This is a genomic window from Arthrobacter sp. TJ-263, assembly GCF_058269155.1.
In genome coordinates this window covers 649,019-668,379 of sequence record NZ_JBZCNE010000002.1, presented here as the reverse complement: position 1 = coordinate 668,379, position 19,361 = coordinate 649,019, and the positions used below count along the sequence as shown (strand labels likewise).

Genomic DNA, 19,361 nt, shown 5'->3' with positions numbered 1-19,361 from the left:
CAGGCGGGGCGGTGTTCAGCCGTCCGTCAGGGACAGCTCGGCACCGTCCCACTCCACCGGTTCCGCGTGCATCGACCGGTAGGTCACTGCGGCGTCCCAGCTGTGGAACAGGAGGTACACCTGGCCGTCGGGAGCGGTGGCCAGGTCCTGGCCGCCCGGCCCGATGTAGCGGTCGCCGCCGAAGGAGTCCGAGGAGAGGAAGGGTTCCGGGGACTTCTCCCAGGGCCCCTCCAGCGCCGGAGCGGAGGCCCGGCCCACGGTGTAGGACCGGCCCCCGTAGTTGTTGCTGGAGTAGAGCAGCACGTACCCGCCGTCCCGCTGCACGACGGTCGGTGCCTCGACGAGGTCGCCCTCCCACGCGAGGTCCTGCTTGATGAGCTTCTGCGGCGGACCGGTGAGTGCCAGCCCGTCCGCCGAGAGCGGCGCCGTCTGGATCCAGGTGTCCTTGTCGCAGCAGTTGCCGTCGTTCTTCCAGACCAGGTTCAGACCGTCGTCCGTTACGACGGTGCTGGCGTCGATGGCCCCGCCCTCGTCCTCGGGACAGACCAGCATCGAGTCCCCGACGACCGTGAACGGTCCCGCGGGATCAGTGGCCGTGGCGACGCCGATGCACTGCAGCGTCGGCTGGAAATTGGTGCCGGTGAAGTAGAGGACGAACTGCCCCTCCGCCACCTCGGTCACCTCCGGGGCCCAGGTCTTGCCCGGGATGATCCAGGAGGGGAGCTCCGGCAGTGCATCCTCGTCGAGCTGCTCCCACTCGAGGAGATCCTCGGAGGTCGCCACCTGTACGTTCTTGCGGTTCCCCTCGGTCGCGTAGGCGTAGTAGGTGGCGCCGACCTGGAGGATGTCAGGGTCCGCGAACTCCTCGTCCAGCACCCGCGTGGGGTTCTGCTCCTCGGGCGCAGGCGCGGGTGCGGCCTCCGACGTCTCCGAGGGAGCGCACCCGGCGGTCGCCGCGGCAAGCGCGGCGACCGCCATGAGGGAGAGCAGGCGGCCGGGGAACGGACGCCTCAACCCTTCACCCCGGACCGGGACACGCCTTCGATGATGAAGCGCTGGAGGAAGACGAACAGCGCGAGCACCGGAACGCTCGCGATCACGGCTCCCGCCATCAGCAGGTCGTAACGCACCGCGTTGGCCGACTGCAGCGTGGACAGGCCAGGTGGCAGGGTCTGCACCTCGGGGGTGAACAGCACGTAGACCGGCCACAGGAAGTCGTTCCAGTTGCCGAGGAACGCCAGCAACGCCAGCGTGGCCATGGCAGGCTTCGCGAGCGGCAGGATGATGCGCGTGAACATCTGGACGCGGTTGGCACCGTCGATCCGCGCGGCCTCCTCCAGATCCTCCGGCAGGGAGATGAAGAACTGCCGCATGAAGAACACGCCGAAAGCGGAAGCCGCCGTCGGCACGATGATCGCGACGAGCGAGTTCAACCAGCCGAGGTCGCTGACGAGCAGGTAGTTCGGGATCACGAGGATCACCGGGGGGACCAGCAGCGTCGCCACGATGACCGCGAAGACGATCTTCTTGCCGCGGAAGTTCATCCGGGCCAGCGGATAGGCGGCCAGGGAGGCCGTCACGACGACGAGCGCCGAGTGGAGGATCGCGGCCACCATGCTGTTGAAGAACCACCGCAGCACCGGGGTGTTGGACCCCGGCGCGAGGAGCGTCCGGTACGCCTCGAGGGAGAACGGGTTGGGGATCCACGACGGCGGGATGGACGTCGCGTCGGGACGCGTCTTGAACGAGGTGACGATCATGAAGATCACCGGGCTGATGAAGACCAGTGCCACCAGCGTGAGGAGGACGATCTTGGCGAGGGTGCGGGGCTGGAGCTTTCGCGCCTGCTTCACCGACTGCTCGTCGGTACGAGGGGTGCGGGTCTCGACGGTCGAGCTCATCGGACATCCTTCCGTTCGCGGAACAGCCAGAAGACCACGAGGCTCAGGGCCATGAGGAAGAGGGTCAGCACGTAGCTCATGGCGGCCGCGCTGCCCATCTGGAAGTTGCGGAGGCCTGTGTCGGCGATCTGGTAGATCGCCGTGCGGGTCTCCCTGCCCGGTCCGCCCTGCGTCATGAGGTAGGACTGGCCGAACATGTTCACGGACGCGATCAGCGTCACGAGGGTCACGAACGACAGCACCGGGCGGAGGCCGGGGAGGGTGACATTGATGAACTGCTGCCAGGGAGTGGCGCCGTCCATCCGGGCCGCCTCATACAGCTCCGCGGGGATGTCCTGCAGGCCGGCGAGGTAGATGACGGCGTTGAACCCGAGGGTCCACCACACGGTCACGCCGACGAGGGCCACCCATGCGGCCGGGGTCGAGGTGGTCCAGGCGACGTCGCTCGGCAGGCCGAGCAGGCCCATGTAGTAGTTGACCAGTCCGATGTTGTTGTCGAGCAGGTAGCGCCACATGACGCCGATGACTGCGACACCCAGGACGTACGGCGCGAAATAGACCGCGCGGAAGAAGTTGCGGCCGGGGAACTTCTTCGCCATGAGGATGGCCACGGCGAGCGGGATGACGAGCAGGAGCGGCACGCTGAACAGGGTGAAGATGCCTGTGGCCTGCATCGCCCCCCAGAAGTTGTTGAACGGTCCGGTACCGGGCCTGAACAGCTCGGCGTAGTTCCCGAGACCCACGAACGGCTTGAGCGGCCGCGTGTAGTCCCAGGTGTGCAGACTGATCCAGGCACCGAAGATGATGGGCACCAGGACGAACGCGATGAACAGGACGAGATACGGGGCCAGGAACAGCCACGGCGTGGCTGCGGCCTGCTTGCGGATCTCGCGGGACGACGAGGTCCCCGACGGGCGGGGTGCCCCCTTCCGCGAAGGGGCACCCCCTTCTTGCTTCAGCGTGGTCATGGTTCTTACTCTCCGAACGACGCTTTGTTCTCTTCCATGAGCGTCGAAGCGTTGTCCGCCGCCTCGGTCATGGCGTCCTCGGGTGATTCCTCACCGAGGACGGCCTTGTTGACGCCGACCTCGAGGGTCTCCGTCTGGACCTGACCGATACCGGGGACCGCCGGGAGGAACCGCATGGAGTCGACGTCCTCGGCGATGGCCTCCTGCGGCATGCCGTCGAGGGCACCCTCGGCGCGGACCGATTCACGGGCGGGGATCATGCCGGAGCCGGCCCACTCGGCCGAGTTCTCGCTCATCCAGGCGATGAACACCTTGGCGGCGTCCGCCTTGTCAGGATCGGGCTGCGCCTGGCGGGGCAGGAAGAAGTTGTGCGAGCTGGCCCATACCGCCTTCTCGTCGAAGATCGTGGGGATGGGCGCCGCGGCGTAGGACATGCCCGAGGCCTCGAGGTCGTTGAACTGCCAGATGCCGTCCCAGGTGATCGAGTTCTCGCCGTTCTTGAACGCGACGTACTGCGAGTCGATCGCGACGTTGGAGGGGCTGTACCCGTCGTCGACGATGCCCCGCTGCCACTCGATGGCCTCGAGGCCCTCGGACGACGCGAAATTGGCCTGGGACGCCTCGCCGTCGTACGGCTCGTTGCCGTTCTGCCACTGGAGGGAGAGGTTCATCAGGTGGCTGGGCCAGAGCGCCGGCATCCAGAACGGCGTGTCGTAACCGGCCGCCTGGAGCTTCTTCAGGGCGTCCTCGAAGGACGCCGCGTCGGTGGGTGCCTCGGTGATGCCGGCCTTCTCGAAGTGCTCCGTGTTGTAGTACATGGCCAGGGAGTGGACATCCAGGGGGATACCGAACCGCTCGTCCTGGTAGACGCCGGCGTCCCAGACCTCCTGGGTGAAGTCGTCGCCCGTCAGTTCCAGGGTGTCCGCGAGATCGTCGACCGGCACGATGACGTTGCGCGCGGCCATCGTGGACAGCTGGTCCAGGTGCATGACCCCGACGTCCGGGCCCTCGCCGGCCGTGACGGCCGCCGGGAGGCGCTGGTAGAAGTCCGCCCACTGCATGGTGTTCGAGACGACCTTGATGTTCTCGTGCTCGGCGTTGAACTCCTCGACCATCTTCTCCATGAACGGGCCGTCACCGCCGGTGAAGCCGTTCCAGTAGGAGAGCTCGACGGCGGGGCCGTCGTACTCGCCGGTGAATTCGCTGGCGGCCTGCTCGCTGCCCGAGCCGCCGCACGCGGTCAGGCCGAGCAGCGCGACGGCGCTGAGGGCTGTTGCAGCCTGAAGTCGTCCGCGCAGGGATCGCTTCGGATGGGTCATGATGTGTCCTCCTCGTTGAAAACGTTGCGCACTTCCAGGTGAGTGGCTCGGCGTGTGACCGAGCTTACAGCGCTGTAAAATTGGTGTCCAGCAATTTGTCCGGCAGTTTGTCCCGGAGAATGCCGTCCCGGCGTGGCGCCCTCGGCGCGCCGATCTAGACTGGGGTCGACCCGAGGAGACGTAGATGAAGAGAGTCCGACTTGCGGATGTGGCCGAAGCGGCCGGTGTGTCGATGAAGACGGTGTCGAACGTCGTCCACGACTATCCGCACGTCACGCCGGACATGCGCCGGAAGGTGCAGCAGGCGATCGACGAGCTGGGCTACAAGCCGAACCTGACGGCCCGGCGTCTGGCCACGGGCAAGACCGGCATGATCGCCCTCGCGATCCCGGAGATCGACCACCCGTACTTCTCGGAACTCTCGCGGTACATCGCCGAGGAGGCGAGCCGCGTCGGCTACCGGGTCATCGTGGAGCAGACGCTGAGCAACCCCGCGGCGGAACGGGCCGTGCTGAACGACCGGGAGACGGGGCTCGTGGACGGCGTCATCTTCCATCCCGTGCGGATGCAGTCCATGGAGGTCGCCCGGTTGCAGCGCGATGTCCCCGTGGTGCTCCTCGGGGAATCGGTCATGGCCGTCACGGCCGATCACGTGATGATCGACAACGTCGTGGCGGCGCAGGAGGGCGTGCAGCACCTCGTGGGCGAGGGCCGGCGCCGCATCGCGTTCCTCGGCGTCGTCGCGGGCGACGCCACGGGATCCACGGACCAGCGGCTCCTCGGGTACCAGCAGGGCCTCGTCGACGCGAAGATTCCCCTGGATCCCGGGCTGGTGCTGTCGGTGTCCGACTTCACGCCGGAGGAGAGTGCCCGGGCGGTACGCGACGCCGTCGCCTCCGGCCTCGCCTTCGACGGCCTCATCTGCCGCGACGACAGGTTCGCGACGGGCGCGCTGTTCGCGCTGCGGCAGGCGGGCGTGCAGGTGCCGCGCGACGTCGCCGTCGTCGGGTGGGACGACACCGAGCTCGGCCGGTGGGCGAGTCCGTCGCTGACCTCGGTCGCGCCGGACAAGCGGGAGCTCGCGTCCACCGCTCTCGCACTGCTCCGCGAGCGGATCGACGGGTACCACGGTGTGGGACGGCACCGCATCGTCTCCCATGCGCTGACGATCCGGGAGAGCGCACCCCTCGGAGCCCCGGCCCTCCAGCCCCACTAGGATCTTTACAGCGCTGCAAATATGGGACAAGATATCCGCATGCGGACTCCAGAAGCGTTGACAGCCAGTACCCAGGACGGCACCTACCCGCGGCCCCAGCTCCTCCGCCGCCGATGGACGGATCTCGGTGGCCAGTGGGACTTCAGCCACGACGACGAGGACGCGGGCGAGGCGGACTCCTGGTTCTCCGCCGGCACGCCGTTCCCCCTCACCATCACCGTCCCGTACCCCCCGGAGTCCGCGATGTCGGGCGTGCACGAGACCGGGTTCCACCCGGTGGTCTGGTACCGCCGCACGATCACGCAGGCGGACATCGACGAGAGCGGCCGCGCGGGCGAGGGTGACCGCCTGCTCCTCCACTTCGGCGCCGTCGACTACCGGGCGACGGTCTGGATCAACGGGCAGGTCGTCGGCTCCCACGAGGGCGGCCAGAGCCCCTTCTCCTTCGAGGTGACGAGCCATGCCAGGACGGGCGAGGACCTCGTCCTCGTCGTCCGGGCCGAGGACGACCCGCACGACGTCGCGCAGCCCCGCGGCAAGCAGGACTGGCTCGAGGATCCGCACGTCATCTGGTACCACCGCACCACGGGCATCTGGCAGCCGGTCTGGTTGGAGTCCGTCCCGGCGTCGTTCATCGAGGCGGCGACCTGGGAGCCTGACGTCCCGAACGGCTCCGCCCGGCTCGAGCTCGACATCTCGCCGCAGCGCATCGGCGCCCTCACGGTGCGTGTCGACCTCAGCTTCGAGGGCCGGCCGCTGGGCACCTACTCGACGTCGGCCACCCAGTCCCGTGTCGTGATGGACTGCGTGATCCCGCACCAGGCCAATGGCCAGGCCTACGAGTCGCTGCTGTGGTCCCCGGACCATCCCCGCCTCATCGACGCGACCGTCACCCTGCTCGACGCCGACGGCTCACCGGTGGACGAGGTGTGGTCCTACTTCGGTCTCCGCAGCGTCGGGACCGCCGGACGCCACTTCCTCCTCAACGACCGCCCCTTCTACGTGCGGTCGGTGCTCGAGCAGGGCTACTGGCCGGAGTCGCTCCTCGCCGCGCCGGACGCCGGTGCGCTGCGCGAGGAGGTCCAGCTCATCAAAGACCTCGGCTTCAATGCCGCCCGCCTGCACGAGAAGGTGGAGGACCCCCGGTTCCTCTACTGGGCTGACCGCCTCGGCCTGCTGGTGTGGGGGGAGATGGGCAGCACGTTCGAATTCTCGCCGACGGCGATGGAGCGCGTGGCCCGGGAATGGGTGAGCGTGGTGCAGCGGGACCGGTCCCACCCGTGCATCGTGACCTGGGTGCCTCTCAACGAGAGCTGGGGCGTGCAGCAGATCTCCCATGACCCGCGGCAGAAGCACTTCGCCCAGGCCATGTACCACCTGACGAAGGCCCTCGACGCGTCCCGGCCGGTCATCTCCAACGACGGCTGGGAGCACGTGGAGTCGGACATCTTCACCGTCCACGACTACGCGACGACGTACGACGACCTCCACGCAAGCTACCGGGACCTGCCGACCTTCCAGTCGCTCGTCGACGGCGTGGGGCCGGCCGGACGCCGGTTGAGCGTCCTGCCGGGCCTGCCGCGGACCGAGCCTGTCATGGTGTCCGAGTTCGGGGGAATCCTCTACGCGCCGAACAGCCCGATCGACACGTGGGGCTACTCCACCGCCGAGTCCGGCGAGGACTTCGCGCGGCGTCTTCAGGCGCTGATCTCGGCCCTCGAGGACAGCCCGTTCCTGTCCGGGTTCTGCTACACCCAGCTGACCGACACCCTGCAGGAGGCGAACGGCCTCACGGACGAGAACCGGAAGCCGAAGCTTCCCGTGGCAGAGATCCGCAAGATCGTGATGGGCAACGCCTGGAGGCCTGAGCATGCTTGATTCCACTGTCAACCCCGGACCGGTCGAGTCCCGGATCCCCGACGGAGCGTCGCCCGAGGCGGCGGCCGCGGTCGAAGGCCTGTACACGCGGGGCGTGATCGCCCAGTCGGGCGCGTTCACCCGCGAGTGGGCGGCGGAGATGCGCGAGGACATCGACGCAGCCCTCGCCGAGGCACTCGCGCGGCCGGACGGCGCCGTGGGGCGGGGGCCGAAGCGGCACTACGTCGAGATCCACCCCGAGCAGATGCGGGGCTGGGTCGATCTCGTGGACCACCCTTGGGTGCGCATGGTGTGCGAGTCCGTCCTCGGTCCGGACTACGAGATCGTGGAACTCGGCTTCGACGTCCCCGGACCCGGCGCCGTGAACCAGCCCTGGCACCGCGACTTCCCGATGCCGGCCGAGACGCGGGAGACCGGGCGGCTGACGTCGCTGGCGTTCAACCTGACCGCCGTCGACACCGAGGAGGACATGGGTCCCTTCGAGGTCGCTCCCGGCACGCAGTGGGACCTGCCCGAGGGCTTCGACCACGAGATGTTCCCGCCGAAGTCGGCATATGCGCGGTACGAGGGTCTCGCCGAGCGCAAGTTCCCGAAGATGGGTGACATCTCCGCCCGCTCCGCATTGACGATCCACCGCGGCACGAAGAACGAGTCGCAGAAGTCCCGGCCGGTCCTCGTGCTCGGGGTGGACGCCCCCGGCGCGGGCAACGCCGAACACCACGCCATGGCGGTGACGAAGCCCTTCTACGAGGCCCTGCCCGAGCGGGTCCGCCGCCATGTGGTCTGCCCGGTGGTGGACACCCTGGTGCCGATCACGCAGAAGCACTCCATCGAGGGCCTCATGATGGGCGAGGCCTGAGCGCTCTCCCTCACGTTCCATGGACGACGACGGCGGCGGCACCCGGGTGGGTGCCGTCGCCGTCGTTCGTGCCGGGTCGGAGGGCTACTTCCGTGCGAGCTCCGGGTGGTGGAGTTCGGTGACATCGGGATGCGCCCGCACCCGGCCCTTCAGCACGTTGGAGCCGTAGGAGGACAGCATAGGGTTCTCGGGGTCGTCCGAGATGCCGCGGGCGGCGGACCGCAGGTCCTCGGTCAGGGGGACCGGGTCGATCACGGCGTCGAGGCGCGGGGACCAGAAGAACGGGACGGCGTAGCGGTCCACACCCGGCGCGGGTGCGGTGACGCGGTGGATGGTCGCCGCGAGGTAGCCCTCGGTGGCCACCTCGAGCATCTCGCCGAGGTTCACCACGAGCGCCCCCGGGATCGGCGTGACCGGGACCCACTCGTCGGCGCCGTGGGGGAGGACCTCGAGGCCGCCCACCTGGTCCTGCAGCAGGAGGGTCACGAACCCGTAGTCGGCGTGGGCGCCCACGCCCTGCGAGCCGGCTCCCTCGACGACGCCGCCCACGTAGTGCACGAGCTTGGCCATCCAGGCCGGGGTGCCCTCGAAGGGTTCGGCGAAGTAGTCCTCCGGGAGGTGGAGGGCGACGGCGATCGCCGAGAGGAGTTCGGCGCCGACGCGCGACATCAATGCCGCCCAGGCCATCGCCTGTTCCTCGAGTTCGGGCAGTGCGGTGCTGGGCCAGAGGTTCGGGCCCTGCAGGAGCCAGTACGGCTCGTCGGCGGGGTAGTCGGCCAGGGGCTCCCGCTCGGGGGAGAAGTCGATCTGCTCGCGGGCGTCGGGGCGGCCGCGCGTGATCTCGGTGCCGAGGCCGGCGTAGCCGCGGAAGTGGGGCGACGACCGGTTGTGGATCCGGAGGCGCTCCTCCAGCGGAAGCTCGAAGAAGCGGCGGGTGACGTCGAAGAGATCGTCCGCCTGCGTGGGAGTGGCGCCGTAGTTGATGATGTGGAAGAAGCCGACGGTGTGGGCGGCGTCGCGCAGTTCCTCGATGAAGCCGGGGGTGAAGGATCCATCGGCGGAACGGGCGGTGCTGAGGTCAAGGGTGGGGATCGATCCCGTGGACTGCTGCATGCGCAGGAGACTACGCCCGTTCAAAAAACGTCCCTGCCTTTGCGTTACGCCGTGTTGCGGCCGGCCCCGCCGGCCCCGTCGTCGTCCGCCCCGTCGTCGTCGGTCCCGTCCGCCCGGCCGGTTGCACCACCGGCTCCCGGACCCTTCACTCCCGCCAGTGCGCGGACGACGCGCAGACCGGCGTCGGACCCCGTCCAGTGGCGGGTCAACGCCTCCGGACCTGCGGCCCGCACCACCGCCCGCAGGGTGATGGCGATCACGACGACGTCGTCCGCATAACCGATCACGGGCAGGAAGTCCGGCACGAGGTCGATCGGCACCACGAGGTAGGCCGCGAGGAGGCCGAGCAGGACGCGCGCCCGCACCGGGACCGAACGGTCCGCTGCGAGGCGTCGGATCAGCCCCAGGAGGTCCGGGCCCAGGCGCAGCGCGTCCCGCAGCGAGATGACCTCCGGATGCCGCTGCGCGTAGACGGCGAGGCAGGCGAGGAGGAACGCATAGGCTGCCAGGATCGCGACGGCGAGCTCCAGGACCGGCTCCCAGTTCACGGCTCTCCTCCCGCTCGTCCTGCCCCGGTGGACAGGGTCCGACGGTAACGCCCCTGAGGTCGGAGCGGCCCCTCGTCAGGGGGCGGGAGCTGCACCCGAGTTCCGCGGTCCGACAACTCCCCCTGCACAGGGGGCAGGCCCGCATGCGGCCCGCGGGAGGACCTTATAGGTTGGAGAGGTACCGAGCATCCACCAGGAAGGCACCATCCCATGATCTTCATCGTCGTCAAATTCACCGTGAAGCCCGAGTGGAGTGACCGTTGGATCGACCTGACGCGGGACTTCACGGAGGCGACGCGCCAGGAGCCGGGCAACCTCTGGTTCGACTGGTCCCGCAGCGTCGAGGACCCCCACCAGTTCGTGCTCGTCGAGGCGTTCCAGGACGACGCCGCGGAGGCGCACGTGAACAGCGACCACTTCTCCCGGGCGATGCAGGACATGCCGCAGGCCCTCGTGAAGACGCCGGAGATCATCAGCGAGCGGATCGGCGCCGAGGGCTGGGGCCAGATGGGTGAACTCACCGTCGGCTAGCGCTTCGCCGGGGCATCCATCGGGCGAACGCCCGATGGACGCCCCGCACGGTCCGGGCGGCCATCCGGCGCGGACCGGTCGCCCGTCAGGCGTTCCCCGCCCCGTCGGGGAGCGCCTGTTCCATGATGAAGTCGTCCTCGAAGCGCTCGCCGAGCCGGAAGCGCTTGGTCCCCACGCGCCGGAACCCGTGCTTGGTGTAGAAGCGGAGGGCCCGGGCGTTCTCCTGGTTCACGCCGAGCCACACTCCCGGCAGTCCCGACCCGGCGGCGAGCTCCAGCGTCCGCTGCATCAGGGCCGCGGCCGCACCGGCACCGTGGTGGTCGGGGTGGACGTAGAACTTGCTGAGTTCCACGGTGGGCGAGATCGAGAGCGCCGCGAGGACGTCCCGATCCGTGGGCTGGTCCAGCACCACCATGCTCCAGCCGCCGATGCGATGACCCTCGCGGAGGCAGAGGATGGTGTGCCGGGGGGAGTCGATGTACGCGGCGAAGCGCTCCGCGGAGAGCTGGGTCGCGATGTGCCGCTCGATGTCCTCGGGGAGGGAGTCGGCCGGGCAGGCCAGGGGGAAGGTGACGGCTGCGACGGCGGCGAGCTGTGCTGCGTCGGCCGCTGTCGCCGTCGTGATCTCGATGGTCGTGCCCGTGCCGGCGTCGCGCGCCCCGTCCACGGTCCTGTCCACGGTCCTGTCCACGGTCCTGTCGATGCTCATGATGCCAATGTATTCCGAACGGCAACGGGGCGTGGACCGGAGGCCGCGGTGGTGCGGTGGCGGCGGTGTAGAGGTGACGGGTGACACACTGGTGACGGCGGTCCCGCCCGGTGAACGGTGCCCGGCAGGTCGCCCGTGCCGCACCGGAGCCCGTCCGGCAGGAACAGATCGACGAGGATCATGATGAGAACCGAGACAGAACAGCAGGACGCCTACCGCGAGGACATCCTGGGGGCGGGCTACGAAGTACGGACGCTGTCCCTGCGCCCCGACGAGGAGGGCGACGTCGTCGCGACGCTCGTGCGCCGGACGCTCCCCGCCGGCTCGCGCCGGGCGGTCCTCTATGTGCACGGCTTCGTGGACTACTTCTTCCAGACCCACCTCGCCGACGCCTGGCTGGCCGCCGGCTTCGACTTCTACGCGCTGGACCTCCGGAAGTACGGGCGGTCCCTCCGGGAGCACCAGACGCCGAACTACATCACGTCGCTGGACGCGTACGACGAGGAACTCGATGAGGCCTCACGCATCATCCGCGAGGAGGAGGGGCACGACGTCCTCGTGGTCATGGGCCATTCGACGGGCGGCCTGGTCACGTCCCTGTGGACGCACCGCCGTCACGGACAGGGGATCGTGGACGGCCTCGTCCTCAACAGCCCCTGGTTCGACCTCAACGCGAGCCTGTTCCAGCGGACCCTCGGCACCGCGGCCGTGCACCGCCTCGGGACGCTCAGGCCGCGTGCCGTCGTCGGGAAGCTCGGCTCCGCCTACGGCCGGTACCTGCACCGGGAGTCGGGAGGGGAGTGGGAGTACGACCTCGCGTGGAAGCCTCACGGCGGCTTCCCCGTCGTCGCCGGCTGGCTGCGCGCTATCCGCCGCGGGCACGCGGAACTGAACCGTGGGCTCGCGATCGACTGCCCGGTGTTCGTCGCGTGCTCGGACGCCACCTCGAATCCCGTGAAGGAGCCCGCGCGCATCTCGTCGACCGACGTCGTGCTCGACGTCGCGCACATCGCCGGTCGGGCCCCGAAGCTCGGCCGTCTCGTCACCCTCGTGCGCATCGCGGGCGGCATCCACGACCTCGCGCTCTCGCCGGAGCCGGCCCGTGCGCAGTTCTTCGAGGAACTCGGGCGCTGGCAGCAGACCTACGTCCCGGGTGCCGACCAGGGCTGACGCAGCGTGGCGCAATCGCCGCTGAGCGACGGCGGCCTAGCGGTCCCCGGCCGCGACGTCGTAGGTCAGGACGGCGAACTGCCCCTGCTGCTCGACGGACCGCAGCGTCAGCCGGTCCGATTCGACGCGGAGGGGCAGGAGCGGCGCTCCTCCTGCCAGCGCGACGGGGGCGACGGCGATCCGGATCTCGTCGAGCAGGCCCGCCGCGAGGAACTGGCCCGCGAGGTCGCCCCCGCCGACCACCCAGATGTCCCGCGGTCCTGCCGCGTCGCTCAACTGCCCGAACACCGGCCGGACGTCTCCTGACACCAGGCGTACGTCCGCGCCCTCCGGGACAGGCAGTTCCCTGGTGGTGAAGACGAAGGTGGGCCGGTCGCCGTAGAGCGGACCCCACTTGGCAGGCTCCTCCAGCAGCCGCTCGAAGGCCAGCACCCATTCGTACGTCGTCGAGCCTTCCACCAGCACGCCCACGTTGTCGAAGAAGCGCTCGTACTCCTCCGGGGGCGGGGGTTCGACGGCGAAGAGCCACTCCAGCGAGTTGTGCTCGTCCGCGATGAAGCCGTTGAGGGTGGTGGCGGTGTAGAAGATGACGCGCGTCATGCGCCATTCCACCACGCGGTCCACGTCGCGGGAAGGGCGCCCATGCCGGGCGCCGGGCCGTTCGTCCCGACGGCCGGGTCCGCAGAGTGGGGGTGTTCGACCATGTTCACCGAGCGAGGGCGCCGGGTGGGCAGATCCGACGGAGCGTGCAGTCCTCCGGCGGTTCGTCGGGCCAGCTAGCCCTGCGCCTCGACCCCGTTCACGAACTGCCGGACGAGGGCGTCGAACTCGTCCTCCCGCTCGATCTGGGGCATGTGCCCGCACTTCTCGAACAGGTGGACCTCGGCGTGCGGGAACACGGTCCGGGCGTGCTCGAGATGCGACGCCGGCAGGATGCGGTCCTCGTCGCCCCACACCACGAGGGTGGGCTTGTGCTGTGCGGCGACCGTGCGGAGGAGCTCCGTCCGCCAGCGACGGCGGACGCCGCGGACGGTGCCGAGGTGCCGGGCGACGGCGAGCAGCACGTCGTCGTACACGGGGTTCCGGCCCACCTCCTGCGCATGGTCGAGCCGCTCCTCCGTGACGAACCGCTTGTCGTAGAACAGGGCGCGCTCCGTCCGGTAGGCGGCCTTGCGGGACTTGTCCTTCATGAGGCGCCGGCCGAGGGGGCGGACGGCGAGCAGGCGCAGCGCGATCGTCACCTCCTGGCCGAACCCGGCACTGTTCACGAGCACCAGGCTCCGCACCCGCTGCGGCTCGAGGGCGCTGATCTTCATGGCGATCGCACCGCCCAGCGAATTGCCCACCACGTGCAGCGGCCGGTGTTCCCCGAGGACGTCGAGCGCCGCGATCACGAAGCGGGCGATCGACTCCATCGAGTACCGGCCCGCCGTTCGCTCGGACAGGCCGAAGCCGGGCAGGTCCACGCTGATCACCCGGTGGTCCGGGGCGAGGCGCCCGTAGAGCCCCTCCCAGTCCTCGAGGCTGCGGCCGATCCCGTGGAGCAGCAGGACGGGAGGCCTGTCCAGTGCGCCCGCGTCGCGATAGCGGACTCGGACGCGGTCCACCCGCAGATAGCCGCCGTCGCCCGCTGCTGTGGGAGTCTCTGCTGTGGAGGTCTCTGCTGTGGAGGTCCCGGTCGCCGGTCCGACGCCGGGCCGGACGGTGCTCATCGGCGCACCTTGGCCGCGAGGCGGGCGAGGCTCGTGGCGCGGCGCTCGAGGGTGCCGAAGGACATGGGTGCCACCCGGGCGACGACGTCGGGCAGTTTCGCGCTGAGCCCGATCAACAGGCGTGCCTTGCGGGCCGTGACCGCCTCGAGCATGAGCTCGGCGGCGCGGTCCGCGGGGAAGGTGAGGAGCTTGTCGAAGTCCTCCTTCGCGTGCTTCACGTCGCGGTCGCTGAGGTCCCCGCCGATGCGCGCGTTGAGGGCGATGTTCGTCCGGATGCCGCCGGGGTGCACGGTGGTGGTGCCGATCCCGCGGGGGAGCAGCTCGTTGCGGAGCGCTTCCGTGAAGCCGCGGAGCGCGAACTTGCTGGCGGAGTAGGCGGTCTGGCCCTTCGGTCCCACGAGGCCGAACAGGCTCGAGACGTTCAGGATGTGCCCGCCGGGCGCGATCCGCGGGAGCAGCCGGTGCGTGAGCAGCACCGGGGCGGTGAAGTTGATGGCCATGACCCAGTCGAAGTCGTCCATGCTGATCTGGTCGAAGCGGCCCGCCAGGGCCACGCCGGCGTTGTTGACGAGCAGGTCCACGCGGTCGGTCGCGGCGAGCAGATCTGTCGCGAGGCGCTCGACGGCGTCGCGGTCCGCGAGGTCGGCGGTGAAGGTCGTGACGCTGCTGCCCGGATGGGTGGCGCGGATCGACGCGGCGACGGCGTCGAGCCGGGCCGTGTCGCGGTCCACGAGCAGCAGGGCGCTGCCGCGCTCGGCGAGGCCGCGGGCGAGGTGCTCACCCATGCCCGCGGCCGCGCCGGTGACGACGGCGGTGGACCCGGCGAACTGGAAGGGTTGGATGCTCACGCGTGGATCTCCTGGAGGTCGGGGACAGGTGCGGGCGGTGCGGGCGCGTCGAAGACCATGTTCTTCGCGAGGTTGCCGTGCAGTGCGGTGGGGGCGTCGAGCAGGTAGTTCTGCCGCACGGTCCACGGCTGCCGGTCGCCCTGCTTGGGGAACACCGAGACGGCGCGCTGCACGTACCCGGAGGTCAGGTCCAGGACGGGCCGCGGCTTCATCGGTCCGTCGACGGCGGGCGCTGCCGAGCGGTGGCCGTTGCGGTCCATGTACCGGATGAGACGGCAGACATAACGGGAGCTGAGGTCCGCCCGCAGCGTCCACGAGGCATTCGTGTAGCCGAAACACACCGCGAGGTTCGGGATGCCGCTGACCATCAGTCCCCGGTACACCCAGGAGTCGCCGAGGTTCACCGGGGCGTCGTCGACGGTGAAGGTCGCGCCTCCCAGTGGCAGCATCGAGAGCCCGGTGGCGGTGACGACGACGTCGGCCTCGAGTTCCTGTCCGGACGCCAGGCGGATGCCGTGCGGCGTGAACGTGTCGATGGTGTCCGTGACCACGGACGCAGAGCCCTGCTTCATCGCCTTGAACAGGTCCGCGCTGGGCGCCACGCACAGGCGCTGGTCCCACGGGTCGTAGGCCGGAGTGAAATGCTCCTCCACCATCCGCTCATTGCCGAGGATCCGTGCGGTCTGCTTACGGAGGAACTTCTTGGCGATCTCCGGCCGGCGGCGGCACAGCTGGTAGAACGCCTGCATGTACACCACGTTCTTGGCGCGTGCCACTCGGTGCGCGAGGCCGGCGGGCAGGTGGCGGCGTACGGCGTCGGAGAACTTGTCGCGGGTCGGCAGGGCGGCGATGTAGGTGGGGGAGCGCTGCAGCATCGTCACGTGCGCGGCGTCCTTCGCCATGGCCGGCAGCAGGGTGACGGCGGTGGCGCCGCTGCCGATCACGACGACGCGCTTTCCGGTGTAGTCGAGGTCCTCCGGCCAGAACTGGGGCCGGACGACCTCGCCCTTGAAGGACTCGAGGCCGGGGAAGGTCGGCTCGTACCCGCGGTCGTAGTCGTAGTAGCCGCTGCACAGGTAGAGGAATCCGCAGGTGAGCTGCCTGCGCTCCACGGTGACGGACCCGCCGCCGTCATCGTCCGTGACGTCCAGATCGAGGGTCCACCGGGCGTCCGCCGAGGACCAGGCGGCGCTGATCAGCCTGGTGGAGAAGCGGATGCGTTCGCGGATGCGGGGGTCCTCCGCGGTGTCGCGGATGTACTTCAGGATGGACGAGCCGTCGGCGATCGCCTCGGCCTCGGTCCACGGACGGAACGGGTAGCTGAGGGTGAACATGTCGCTGTCGGACCGGACGCCCGGGTAGCGGAAGAGGTCCCACGTACCGCCGATCGCATCGCGCGCCTCGAGGACGGTGAAGCTCTTGCGCGGCAGTTCTGTGGAGATGCGGTAGGCAGCGCCGATGCCGGAGAGGCCAGCTCCGACGATCACGACATCGAGGTGTTCGGGGGAAGTGTCCATCCGATCATTATTCCGTGACCGTCAAGGCGGGGCTTGACTTCGTGCGACAGCTATTTACCCTTGGACGACATGGGTTCCGTCATCCGCTCCGCCGGCATGCGCGGCTTCCGCGACGTCGTCGAGCAGTTCGGGGGCGATCCCGCGGCGCTCGCCGCCCAGTACCGCGTGCCGCTGGAGGCGATCGACAGCGACGACGTCCTCGTCTCCGACATCGCCATGGCGAAGCTCCTCGAGGGGGCTGCCCGCACTCTGCCCTGTCCGGACCTCGGCCTGCGCATCTCGGAGTACCAGGACATCGGTATCCTCGGCCCCCTCGCGGTCGCGATCCAGAACTCGCCGACGGTGGGCGCGGCCCTGGAGTGCGCCTCCCAGTTCCTGTTCCTCCACAGCCCGGTGCTCCGGTTCACCATCGTCGCTGACCCCGAGGGTCGTCCCGGCGACGTGGGCCTCTGCTACGGATCCTCCGAGGGTGATCCACCGCGGCAGGCCATCGACGCGATCCTCGCCTTCTCGCACCGCATGATCCGGTTCCTGGTGGACGGGCCGTACGGCCTGCACTCGGTCCACCTCTCGCACCTGCCGAAGGCGCCCGCCGCCCGGTACGCGGACTTCTTCGGGGCCGAGGTGAGGTTCGGCCAGCCCGCCTCCCTCCTGCGCGTGCCCCGGAGCCTGCTCGACCGCCCGCTCGCCGGGGTGGACGGCACGCTGCGGGAGATCGCCCTCGACTACCTGCACAGCCACTTCTCCGAGCCGGGGCGTGTGGTCGCCCCGCAGGTCCGGAACACCATCGACCGCATGCTGGGCACGTCGCCACCGCGCATCGACTCCGCCGCGAGGCTCCTCGGCCTGCATGCCCGGACCCTCCAGCGGAGGCTCGCCGCGGAGGGCACGTCCTTCGAGTCCCTGCTCGACGACGCCCGCCGTGATGCGGCCCTGCGGCTGCTCACCCGGACGGACCTGCCGCTGCAGCAGGTCGCGGCCCTCGTGGGGCTGTCCGAACAGTCCGCCCTCACGCGGTGCGTCCGCCGGTGGTACGGGACGACGCCGCGGGCGGTGCGCTCCGGCAGTGGGGTGGAGCCGGAGCGTACCTCCATCGGCAGGGAGGAGTCGGGGACCGGGCGTCATGATCTCCGAGGAGAGCCGACCCCGTCCGCTCGGTCCGTGGGGCGCATCCCCGGAGGCGGGTGAAGTCAAGGAAAGTCGACGATCGAGGTGTCGTCGTTGAACGACGGCGGTACCGGTGGTACAGCTTGATAGGCGCAGCCCATCTCAGGCAGCCACGACCGCCCCGACCCGAGGAGACACCATGGCAACGCCCGACGACGCAGAGCGCACCCTGAACGACTGGAGCCGGACGCTCGGCCAGGCCCTGCAGGTCCTCGACCTCGAACTGGACCACGCACGGATCGTGGAGCTCGCCAACCGGACCTCCCACCTGCTCACGGCGGACGCCGGCGCGATCAGCGCCTTCATGGTCGGCTACGCTGCAGGCACCGTCACCACCGACGGACGGGCGGAGACGGACGCTGCCATCGAGAAGGCCGTGAAGACCGTGCTGACCGTCATCGAGAAGGACGAGCAGACGAACGAGCAGAAGGGCTGGACCGGCTCGGCCCAGTGACGCCTCACGCGTCCGCGGGGAGGCCGCGTCGTGTCGACGGGAGACGGGTAAGCGTCCAGGCCACGACGACGGCGACGACCACCGCGGCCGCGAGGCCGAGGCCCGCGTAACCGAGCAGTACGAGGGCGGGGCCCGCGAGGGCTCCGCCGAGGGCACCCGCAAGATTCATCACGAGGTCCGACGAGCCCTGGACGGGTGCCCGTTCCGCCGCTCCCACCGCACCGGTGAGGAGCGCTGACGCCGAGACCACGCACGCCGACCATCCGAGGCCGAGCAGCACCAGGCTCGTGGTCACCCACGCCTCGGATTCCGACCCCCGCCATGCCGTGACGAGGGCCATGAGCAGGAGCGCCTGCCCGCACAGGATGCCCTCCGTCTTCCCGAAGCGGTCCGCGATCCAGCCGAACACGGGCGACAGCGCGTACATGCCCGCTACGTGCAGGCTGATGGTCAGCCCCACGATGGACAGCCCCGCACCGTGGTCGTGCAGGTGCACCGGGGTCATGGACATGAGCGAGACCATGGCGCCGTGACTCACCGCGATCGTCACCACGGCGAAGCGGGCCGTGGGATTGTCGGCCAGGATGCGCAGGCCCCGGCGGCGCTCCGGGGGCGCGCTGTCGGCGGGGCGGGCCTCCGCCTGCCGGGCGAGTGCTGTCAGGAGCGGATCGGGCCGGAGTCCCAACCCATAGACGGCGGCGGCGCCGATCTGCGCTGCAGCCGAGAAGACGAAGCCACCGCTGAGCGGCGGGATGCCGAGCACCAGTGCGACGGCCGCACCGGGTTCGAAGAGATTCGGCCCCAGCACCGCCCCGATGGTGGTCGACCAGACGACGATGGCGAGGCTCCGACCGCGCGTCGCCTCGGTGGCGAGGTCGGTGGCGGCGAAGCGGGCCTGCAGTCCCGTCGCGGATCCCACGCCCAGGAGCACCAGCGCGAGGAGCAGCAGGGGGAACGCGGAGAGCGACGCCGCGAGGATCGCCAGCACCGCGCCGACACCGGACACGACGGCGCCTGTGGCCAGGGATACCCGGCGGCCACGGCGCTGGGCGAGCGAGGCGAGCGGGACGGCCGCAGCAGCAGCACCCAGGGTGGCCATGGTGGCAGCCATCCCGGACCACGCGCTCGACCCGGAGGTCTCCGCCGCGAGCAGCGCACCGAGGGACAGCGTGGCCCCGGCGCCGAGTCCGCCCAGCACCTGGGCGGACACGAGGACACGGAGGACGCGGCGCTGCTGATCCTGCTGCCCGATCGGCTGCTGGGTCTGCTGGGTCCGCTGTGTATCCGGCTGCTTCTCCACGACGTCCACTCCTCCCTGTGGTCACGACCGCAGCAGTCTATCCGCGCAGTCGCCGTGCGCGAGCTCGATCACCAGACGCGATGCCGGCCACCCATCCGGAGGTCGCGTCCCGATCCGTTCGGGTCGATGTCGGCCGCAGATATCGCCGGTG

19 protein-coding genes are annotated in these 19,361 nt (G+C 69.8%); 7 read left to right on the top strand and 12 right to left on the bottom strand.

The window, feature by feature from the left end:
- Positions 1–15 precede the first annotated feature (15 nt).
- Genes AC4D2F_RS13625 through AC4D2F_RS13610 form a run of 4 tightly spaced genes read right to left on the bottom strand, consistent with a single transcriptional unit; the run spans position 16 to position 4,188 of the window.
- The gene (locus AC4D2F_RS13625; RefSeq protein ID WP_490911016.1) at positions 16–1,014 is read right to left on the bottom strand and encodes a glycoside hydrolase family 43 protein; all 999 of its coding nucleotides are present in this window, start codon (positions 1,012–1,014) and stop codon (positions 16–18) included.
- On the bottom strand, positions 1,011–1,901 hold the full coding sequence (locus AC4D2F_RS13620; RefSeq protein ID WP_104168686.1) for a carbohydrate ABC transporter permease: 891 nt from the start codon (positions 1,899–1,901) through the stop codon (positions 1,011–1,013). The genes AC4D2F_RS13625 and AC4D2F_RS13620 overlap by 4 nt, the downstream gene beginning before the upstream one ends.
- Positions 1,898–2,869 (bottom strand): carbohydrate ABC transporter permease, encoded by a 972-nt coding sequence (locus AC4D2F_RS13615; protein ID WP_490911015.1) that lies wholly within the window; start codon positions 2,867–2,869, stop codon positions 1,898–1,900. The genes AC4D2F_RS13620 and AC4D2F_RS13615 overlap by 4 nt, the downstream gene beginning before the upstream one ends.
- A gap of 5 nt (positions 2,870–2,874) precedes the next feature.
- A complete protein-coding gene (locus tag AC4D2F_RS13610; RefSeq protein WP_104168684.1) occupies positions 2,875–4,188 on the bottom strand; it encodes an ABC transporter substrate-binding protein in 1,314 nt (437 codons plus the stop codon).
- Between the two features lie 184 nt (positions 4,189–4,372).
- Here AC4D2F_RS13610 and AC4D2F_RS13605 point away from each other — a divergent pair, with 184 nt between their 5' ends.
- The 3 genes from AC4D2F_RS13605 to AC4D2F_RS13595 are packed head-to-tail and all read left to right on the top strand — an operon-like array spanning position 4,373 to position 8,141.
- Complete coding sequence (locus AC4D2F_RS13605) at positions 4,373–5,404, top strand: LacI family DNA-binding transcriptional regulator (protein ID WP_490911014.1); 1,032 nt, start codon at positions 4,373–4,375, stop codon at positions 5,402–5,404.
- 39 nt (positions 5,405–5,443) lie between these two features.
- Positions 5,444–7,282: a glycoside hydrolase family 2 protein gene (locus tag AC4D2F_RS13600; RefSeq protein WP_490911013.1), complete on the top strand. Its 1,839-nt coding sequence runs from the start codon at positions 5,444–5,446 to the stop codon at positions 7,280–7,282.
- On the top strand, positions 7,275–8,141 hold the full coding sequence (locus tag AC4D2F_RS13595) for a phytanoyl-CoA dioxygenase family protein (RefSeq protein ID WP_490911012.1): 867 nt from the start codon (positions 7,275–7,277) through the stop codon (positions 8,139–8,141). Before AC4D2F_RS13600 ends, AC4D2F_RS13595 begins: the two co-directional genes overlap by 8 nt.
- Before the next feature lie 84 nt (positions 8,142–8,225).
- Here the strand turns inward: AC4D2F_RS13595 and AC4D2F_RS13590 are convergent, their stop codons facing one another.
- Both AC4D2F_RS13590 and AC4D2F_RS13585 read right to left on the bottom strand, forming a co-directional pair.
- Positions 8,226–9,254, bottom strand: coding sequence for an isopenicillin N synthase family dioxygenase (locus tag AC4D2F_RS13590; RefSeq protein ID WP_490911011.1), 1,029 nt, complete (start codon positions 9,252–9,254; stop codon positions 8,226–8,228).
- Between the two features lie 44 nt (positions 9,255–9,298).
- Positions 9,299–9,802 carry a YkvA family protein gene (locus AC4D2F_RS13585; RefSeq protein WP_490911010.1) on the bottom strand — a complete coding sequence of 168 codons (504 nt, stop codon included), beginning with the start codon at positions 9,800–9,802 and terminating at the stop codon, positions 9,299–9,301.
- 210 nt (positions 9,803–10,012) lie between these two features.
- Here AC4D2F_RS13585 and AC4D2F_RS13580 point away from each other — a divergent pair, with 210 nt between their 5' ends.
- On the top strand, positions 10,013–10,333 hold the full coding sequence (locus AC4D2F_RS13580) for a putative quinol monooxygenase (RefSeq protein ID WP_104168678.1): 321 nt from the start codon (positions 10,013–10,015) through the stop codon (positions 10,331–10,333).
- Between the two features lie 85 nt (positions 10,334–10,418).
- Here AC4D2F_RS13580 and AC4D2F_RS13575 read toward each other — a convergent pair whose 3' ends face one another.
- Positions 10,419–11,042, bottom strand: a complete 624-nt coding sequence (locus AC4D2F_RS13575) for a GNAT family N-acetyltransferase (RefSeq protein ID WP_490911009.1) — start codon at positions 11,040–11,042, stop codon at positions 10,419–10,421.
- A gap of 183 nt (positions 11,043–11,225) precedes the next feature.
- Here AC4D2F_RS13575 and AC4D2F_RS13570 point away from each other — a divergent pair, with 183 nt between their 5' ends.
- A complete protein-coding gene (locus AC4D2F_RS13570; protein WP_490911008.1) occupies positions 11,226–12,212 on the top strand; it encodes an alpha/beta hydrolase in 987 nt (328 codons plus the stop codon).
- A 36-nt stretch (positions 12,213–12,248) separates the two neighbouring features.
- Here the strand turns inward: AC4D2F_RS13570 and AC4D2F_RS13565 are convergent, their stop codons facing one another.
- The 4 genes from AC4D2F_RS13565 to AC4D2F_RS13550 form a co-directional block, all read right to left on the bottom strand.
- Positions 12,249–12,812 (bottom strand): dihydrofolate reductase family protein, encoded by a 564-nt coding sequence (locus tag AC4D2F_RS13565; protein WP_490911007.1) that lies wholly within the window; start codon positions 12,810–12,812, stop codon positions 12,249–12,251.
- 176 nt (positions 12,813–12,988) lie between these two features.
- On the bottom strand, positions 12,989–13,924 hold the full coding sequence (locus tag AC4D2F_RS13560) for an alpha/beta fold hydrolase (RefSeq protein ID WP_490911006.1): 936 nt from the start codon (positions 13,922–13,924) through the stop codon (positions 12,989–12,991).
- A complete protein-coding gene (locus AC4D2F_RS13555) occupies positions 13,921–14,772 on the bottom strand; it encodes an SDR family NAD(P)-dependent oxidoreductase (RefSeq protein ID WP_490911005.1) in 852 nt (283 codons plus the stop codon). The genes AC4D2F_RS13560 and AC4D2F_RS13555 overlap by 4 nt, the downstream gene beginning before the upstream one ends.
- Positions 14,769–16,289, bottom strand: coding sequence for a flavin-containing monooxygenase (locus AC4D2F_RS13550; protein WP_490911004.1), 1,521 nt, complete (start codon positions 16,287–16,289; stop codon positions 14,769–14,771). Before AC4D2F_RS13550 ends, AC4D2F_RS13555 begins: the two co-directional genes overlap by 4 nt.
- 69 nt (positions 16,290–16,358) lie before the next feature.
- On the opposite strand from AC4D2F_RS13550, the gene AC4D2F_RS13545 reads away from it, so the two are divergent.
- The gene (locus tag AC4D2F_RS13545; protein WP_490911003.1) at positions 16,359–17,477 is read left to right on the top strand and encodes an AraC family transcriptional regulator; all 1,119 of its coding nucleotides are present in this window, start codon (positions 16,359–16,361) and stop codon (positions 17,475–17,477) included.
- A 118-nt stretch (positions 17,478–17,595) separates the two neighbouring features.
- Positions 17,596–17,910, top strand: a complete 315-nt coding sequence (locus AC4D2F_RS13540) for a DUF6457 domain-containing protein (protein ID WP_490911002.1) — start codon at positions 17,596–17,598, stop codon at positions 17,908–17,910.
- A 4-nt stretch (positions 17,911–17,914) separates the two neighbouring features.
- Here the strand turns inward: AC4D2F_RS13540 and AC4D2F_RS13535 are convergent, their stop codons facing one another.
- On the bottom strand, positions 17,915–19,210 hold the full coding sequence (locus AC4D2F_RS13535) for an MFS transporter (RefSeq protein ID WP_490911001.1): 1,296 nt from the start codon (positions 19,208–19,210) through the stop codon (positions 17,915–17,917).
- Positions 19,211–19,361 lie beyond the last annotated feature (151 nt).

Excerpts from the sequence above, each read along its gene's own strand:
- AC4D2F_RS13570 (WP_490911008.1), top strand. The coding sequence starts at position 11,226 with ATGAGAACCGAGACAGAACAGCAGGACGCCTACCGCGAGGACATCCTG.
- AC4D2F_RS13610 (WP_104168684.1), bottom strand. The coding sequence starts at position 4,188 with ATGACCCATCCGAAGCGATCCCTGCGCGGACGACTTCAGGCTGCAACA.
- AC4D2F_RS13590 (WP_490911011.1), bottom strand. The coding sequence starts at position 9,254 with ATGCAGCAGTCCACGGGATCGATCCCCACCCTTGACCTCAGCACCGCC.
- AC4D2F_RS13575 (WP_490911009.1), bottom strand. The coding sequence starts at position 11,042 with ATGAGCATCGACAGGACCGTGGACAGGACCGTGGACAGGACCGTGGAC.
- AC4D2F_RS13545 (WP_490911003.1), top strand. The coding sequence starts at position 16,359 with ATGGGTTCCGTCATCCGCTCCGCCGGCATGCGCGGCTTCCGCGACGTC.
- AC4D2F_RS13615 (WP_490911015.1), bottom strand. The coding sequence starts at position 2,869 with ATGACCACGCTGAAGCAAGAAGGGGGTGCCCCTTCGCGGAAGGGGGCA.
- AC4D2F_RS13550 (WP_490911004.1), bottom strand. The coding sequence starts at position 16,289 with ATGGACACTTCCCCCGAACACCTCGATGTCGTGATCGTCGGAGCTGGC.
- AC4D2F_RS13620 (WP_104168686.1), bottom strand. The coding sequence starts at position 1,901 with ATGAGCTCGACCGTCGAGACCCGCACCCCTCGTACCGACGAGCAGTCG.
- AC4D2F_RS13600 (WP_490911013.1), top strand. The coding sequence starts at position 5,444 with ATGCGGACTCCAGAAGCGTTGACAGCCAGTACCCAGGACGGCACCTAC.
- AC4D2F_RS13540 (WP_490911002.1), top strand. The coding sequence starts at position 17,596 with ATGGCAACGCCCGACGACGCAGAGCGCACCCTGAACGACTGGAGCCGG.
- AC4D2F_RS13565 (WP_490911007.1), bottom strand. The coding sequence starts at position 12,812 with ATGACGCGCGTCATCTTCTACACCGCCACCACCCTCAACGGCTTCATC.
- AC4D2F_RS13595 (WP_490911012.1), top strand. The coding sequence starts at position 7,275 with ATGCTTGATTCCACTGTCAACCCCGGACCGGTCGAGTCCCGGATCCCC.
- AC4D2F_RS13605 (WP_490911014.1), top strand. The coding sequence starts at position 4,373 with ATGAAGAGAGTCCGACTTGCGGATGTGGCCGAAGCGGCCGGTGTGTCG.
- AC4D2F_RS13580 (WP_104168678.1), top strand. The coding sequence starts at position 10,013 with ATGATCTTCATCGTCGTCAAATTCACCGTGAAGCCCGAGTGGAGTGAC.
- AC4D2F_RS13560 (WP_490911006.1), bottom strand. The coding sequence starts at position 13,924 with ATGAGCACCGTCCGGCCCGGCGTCGGACCGGCGACCGGGACCTCCACA.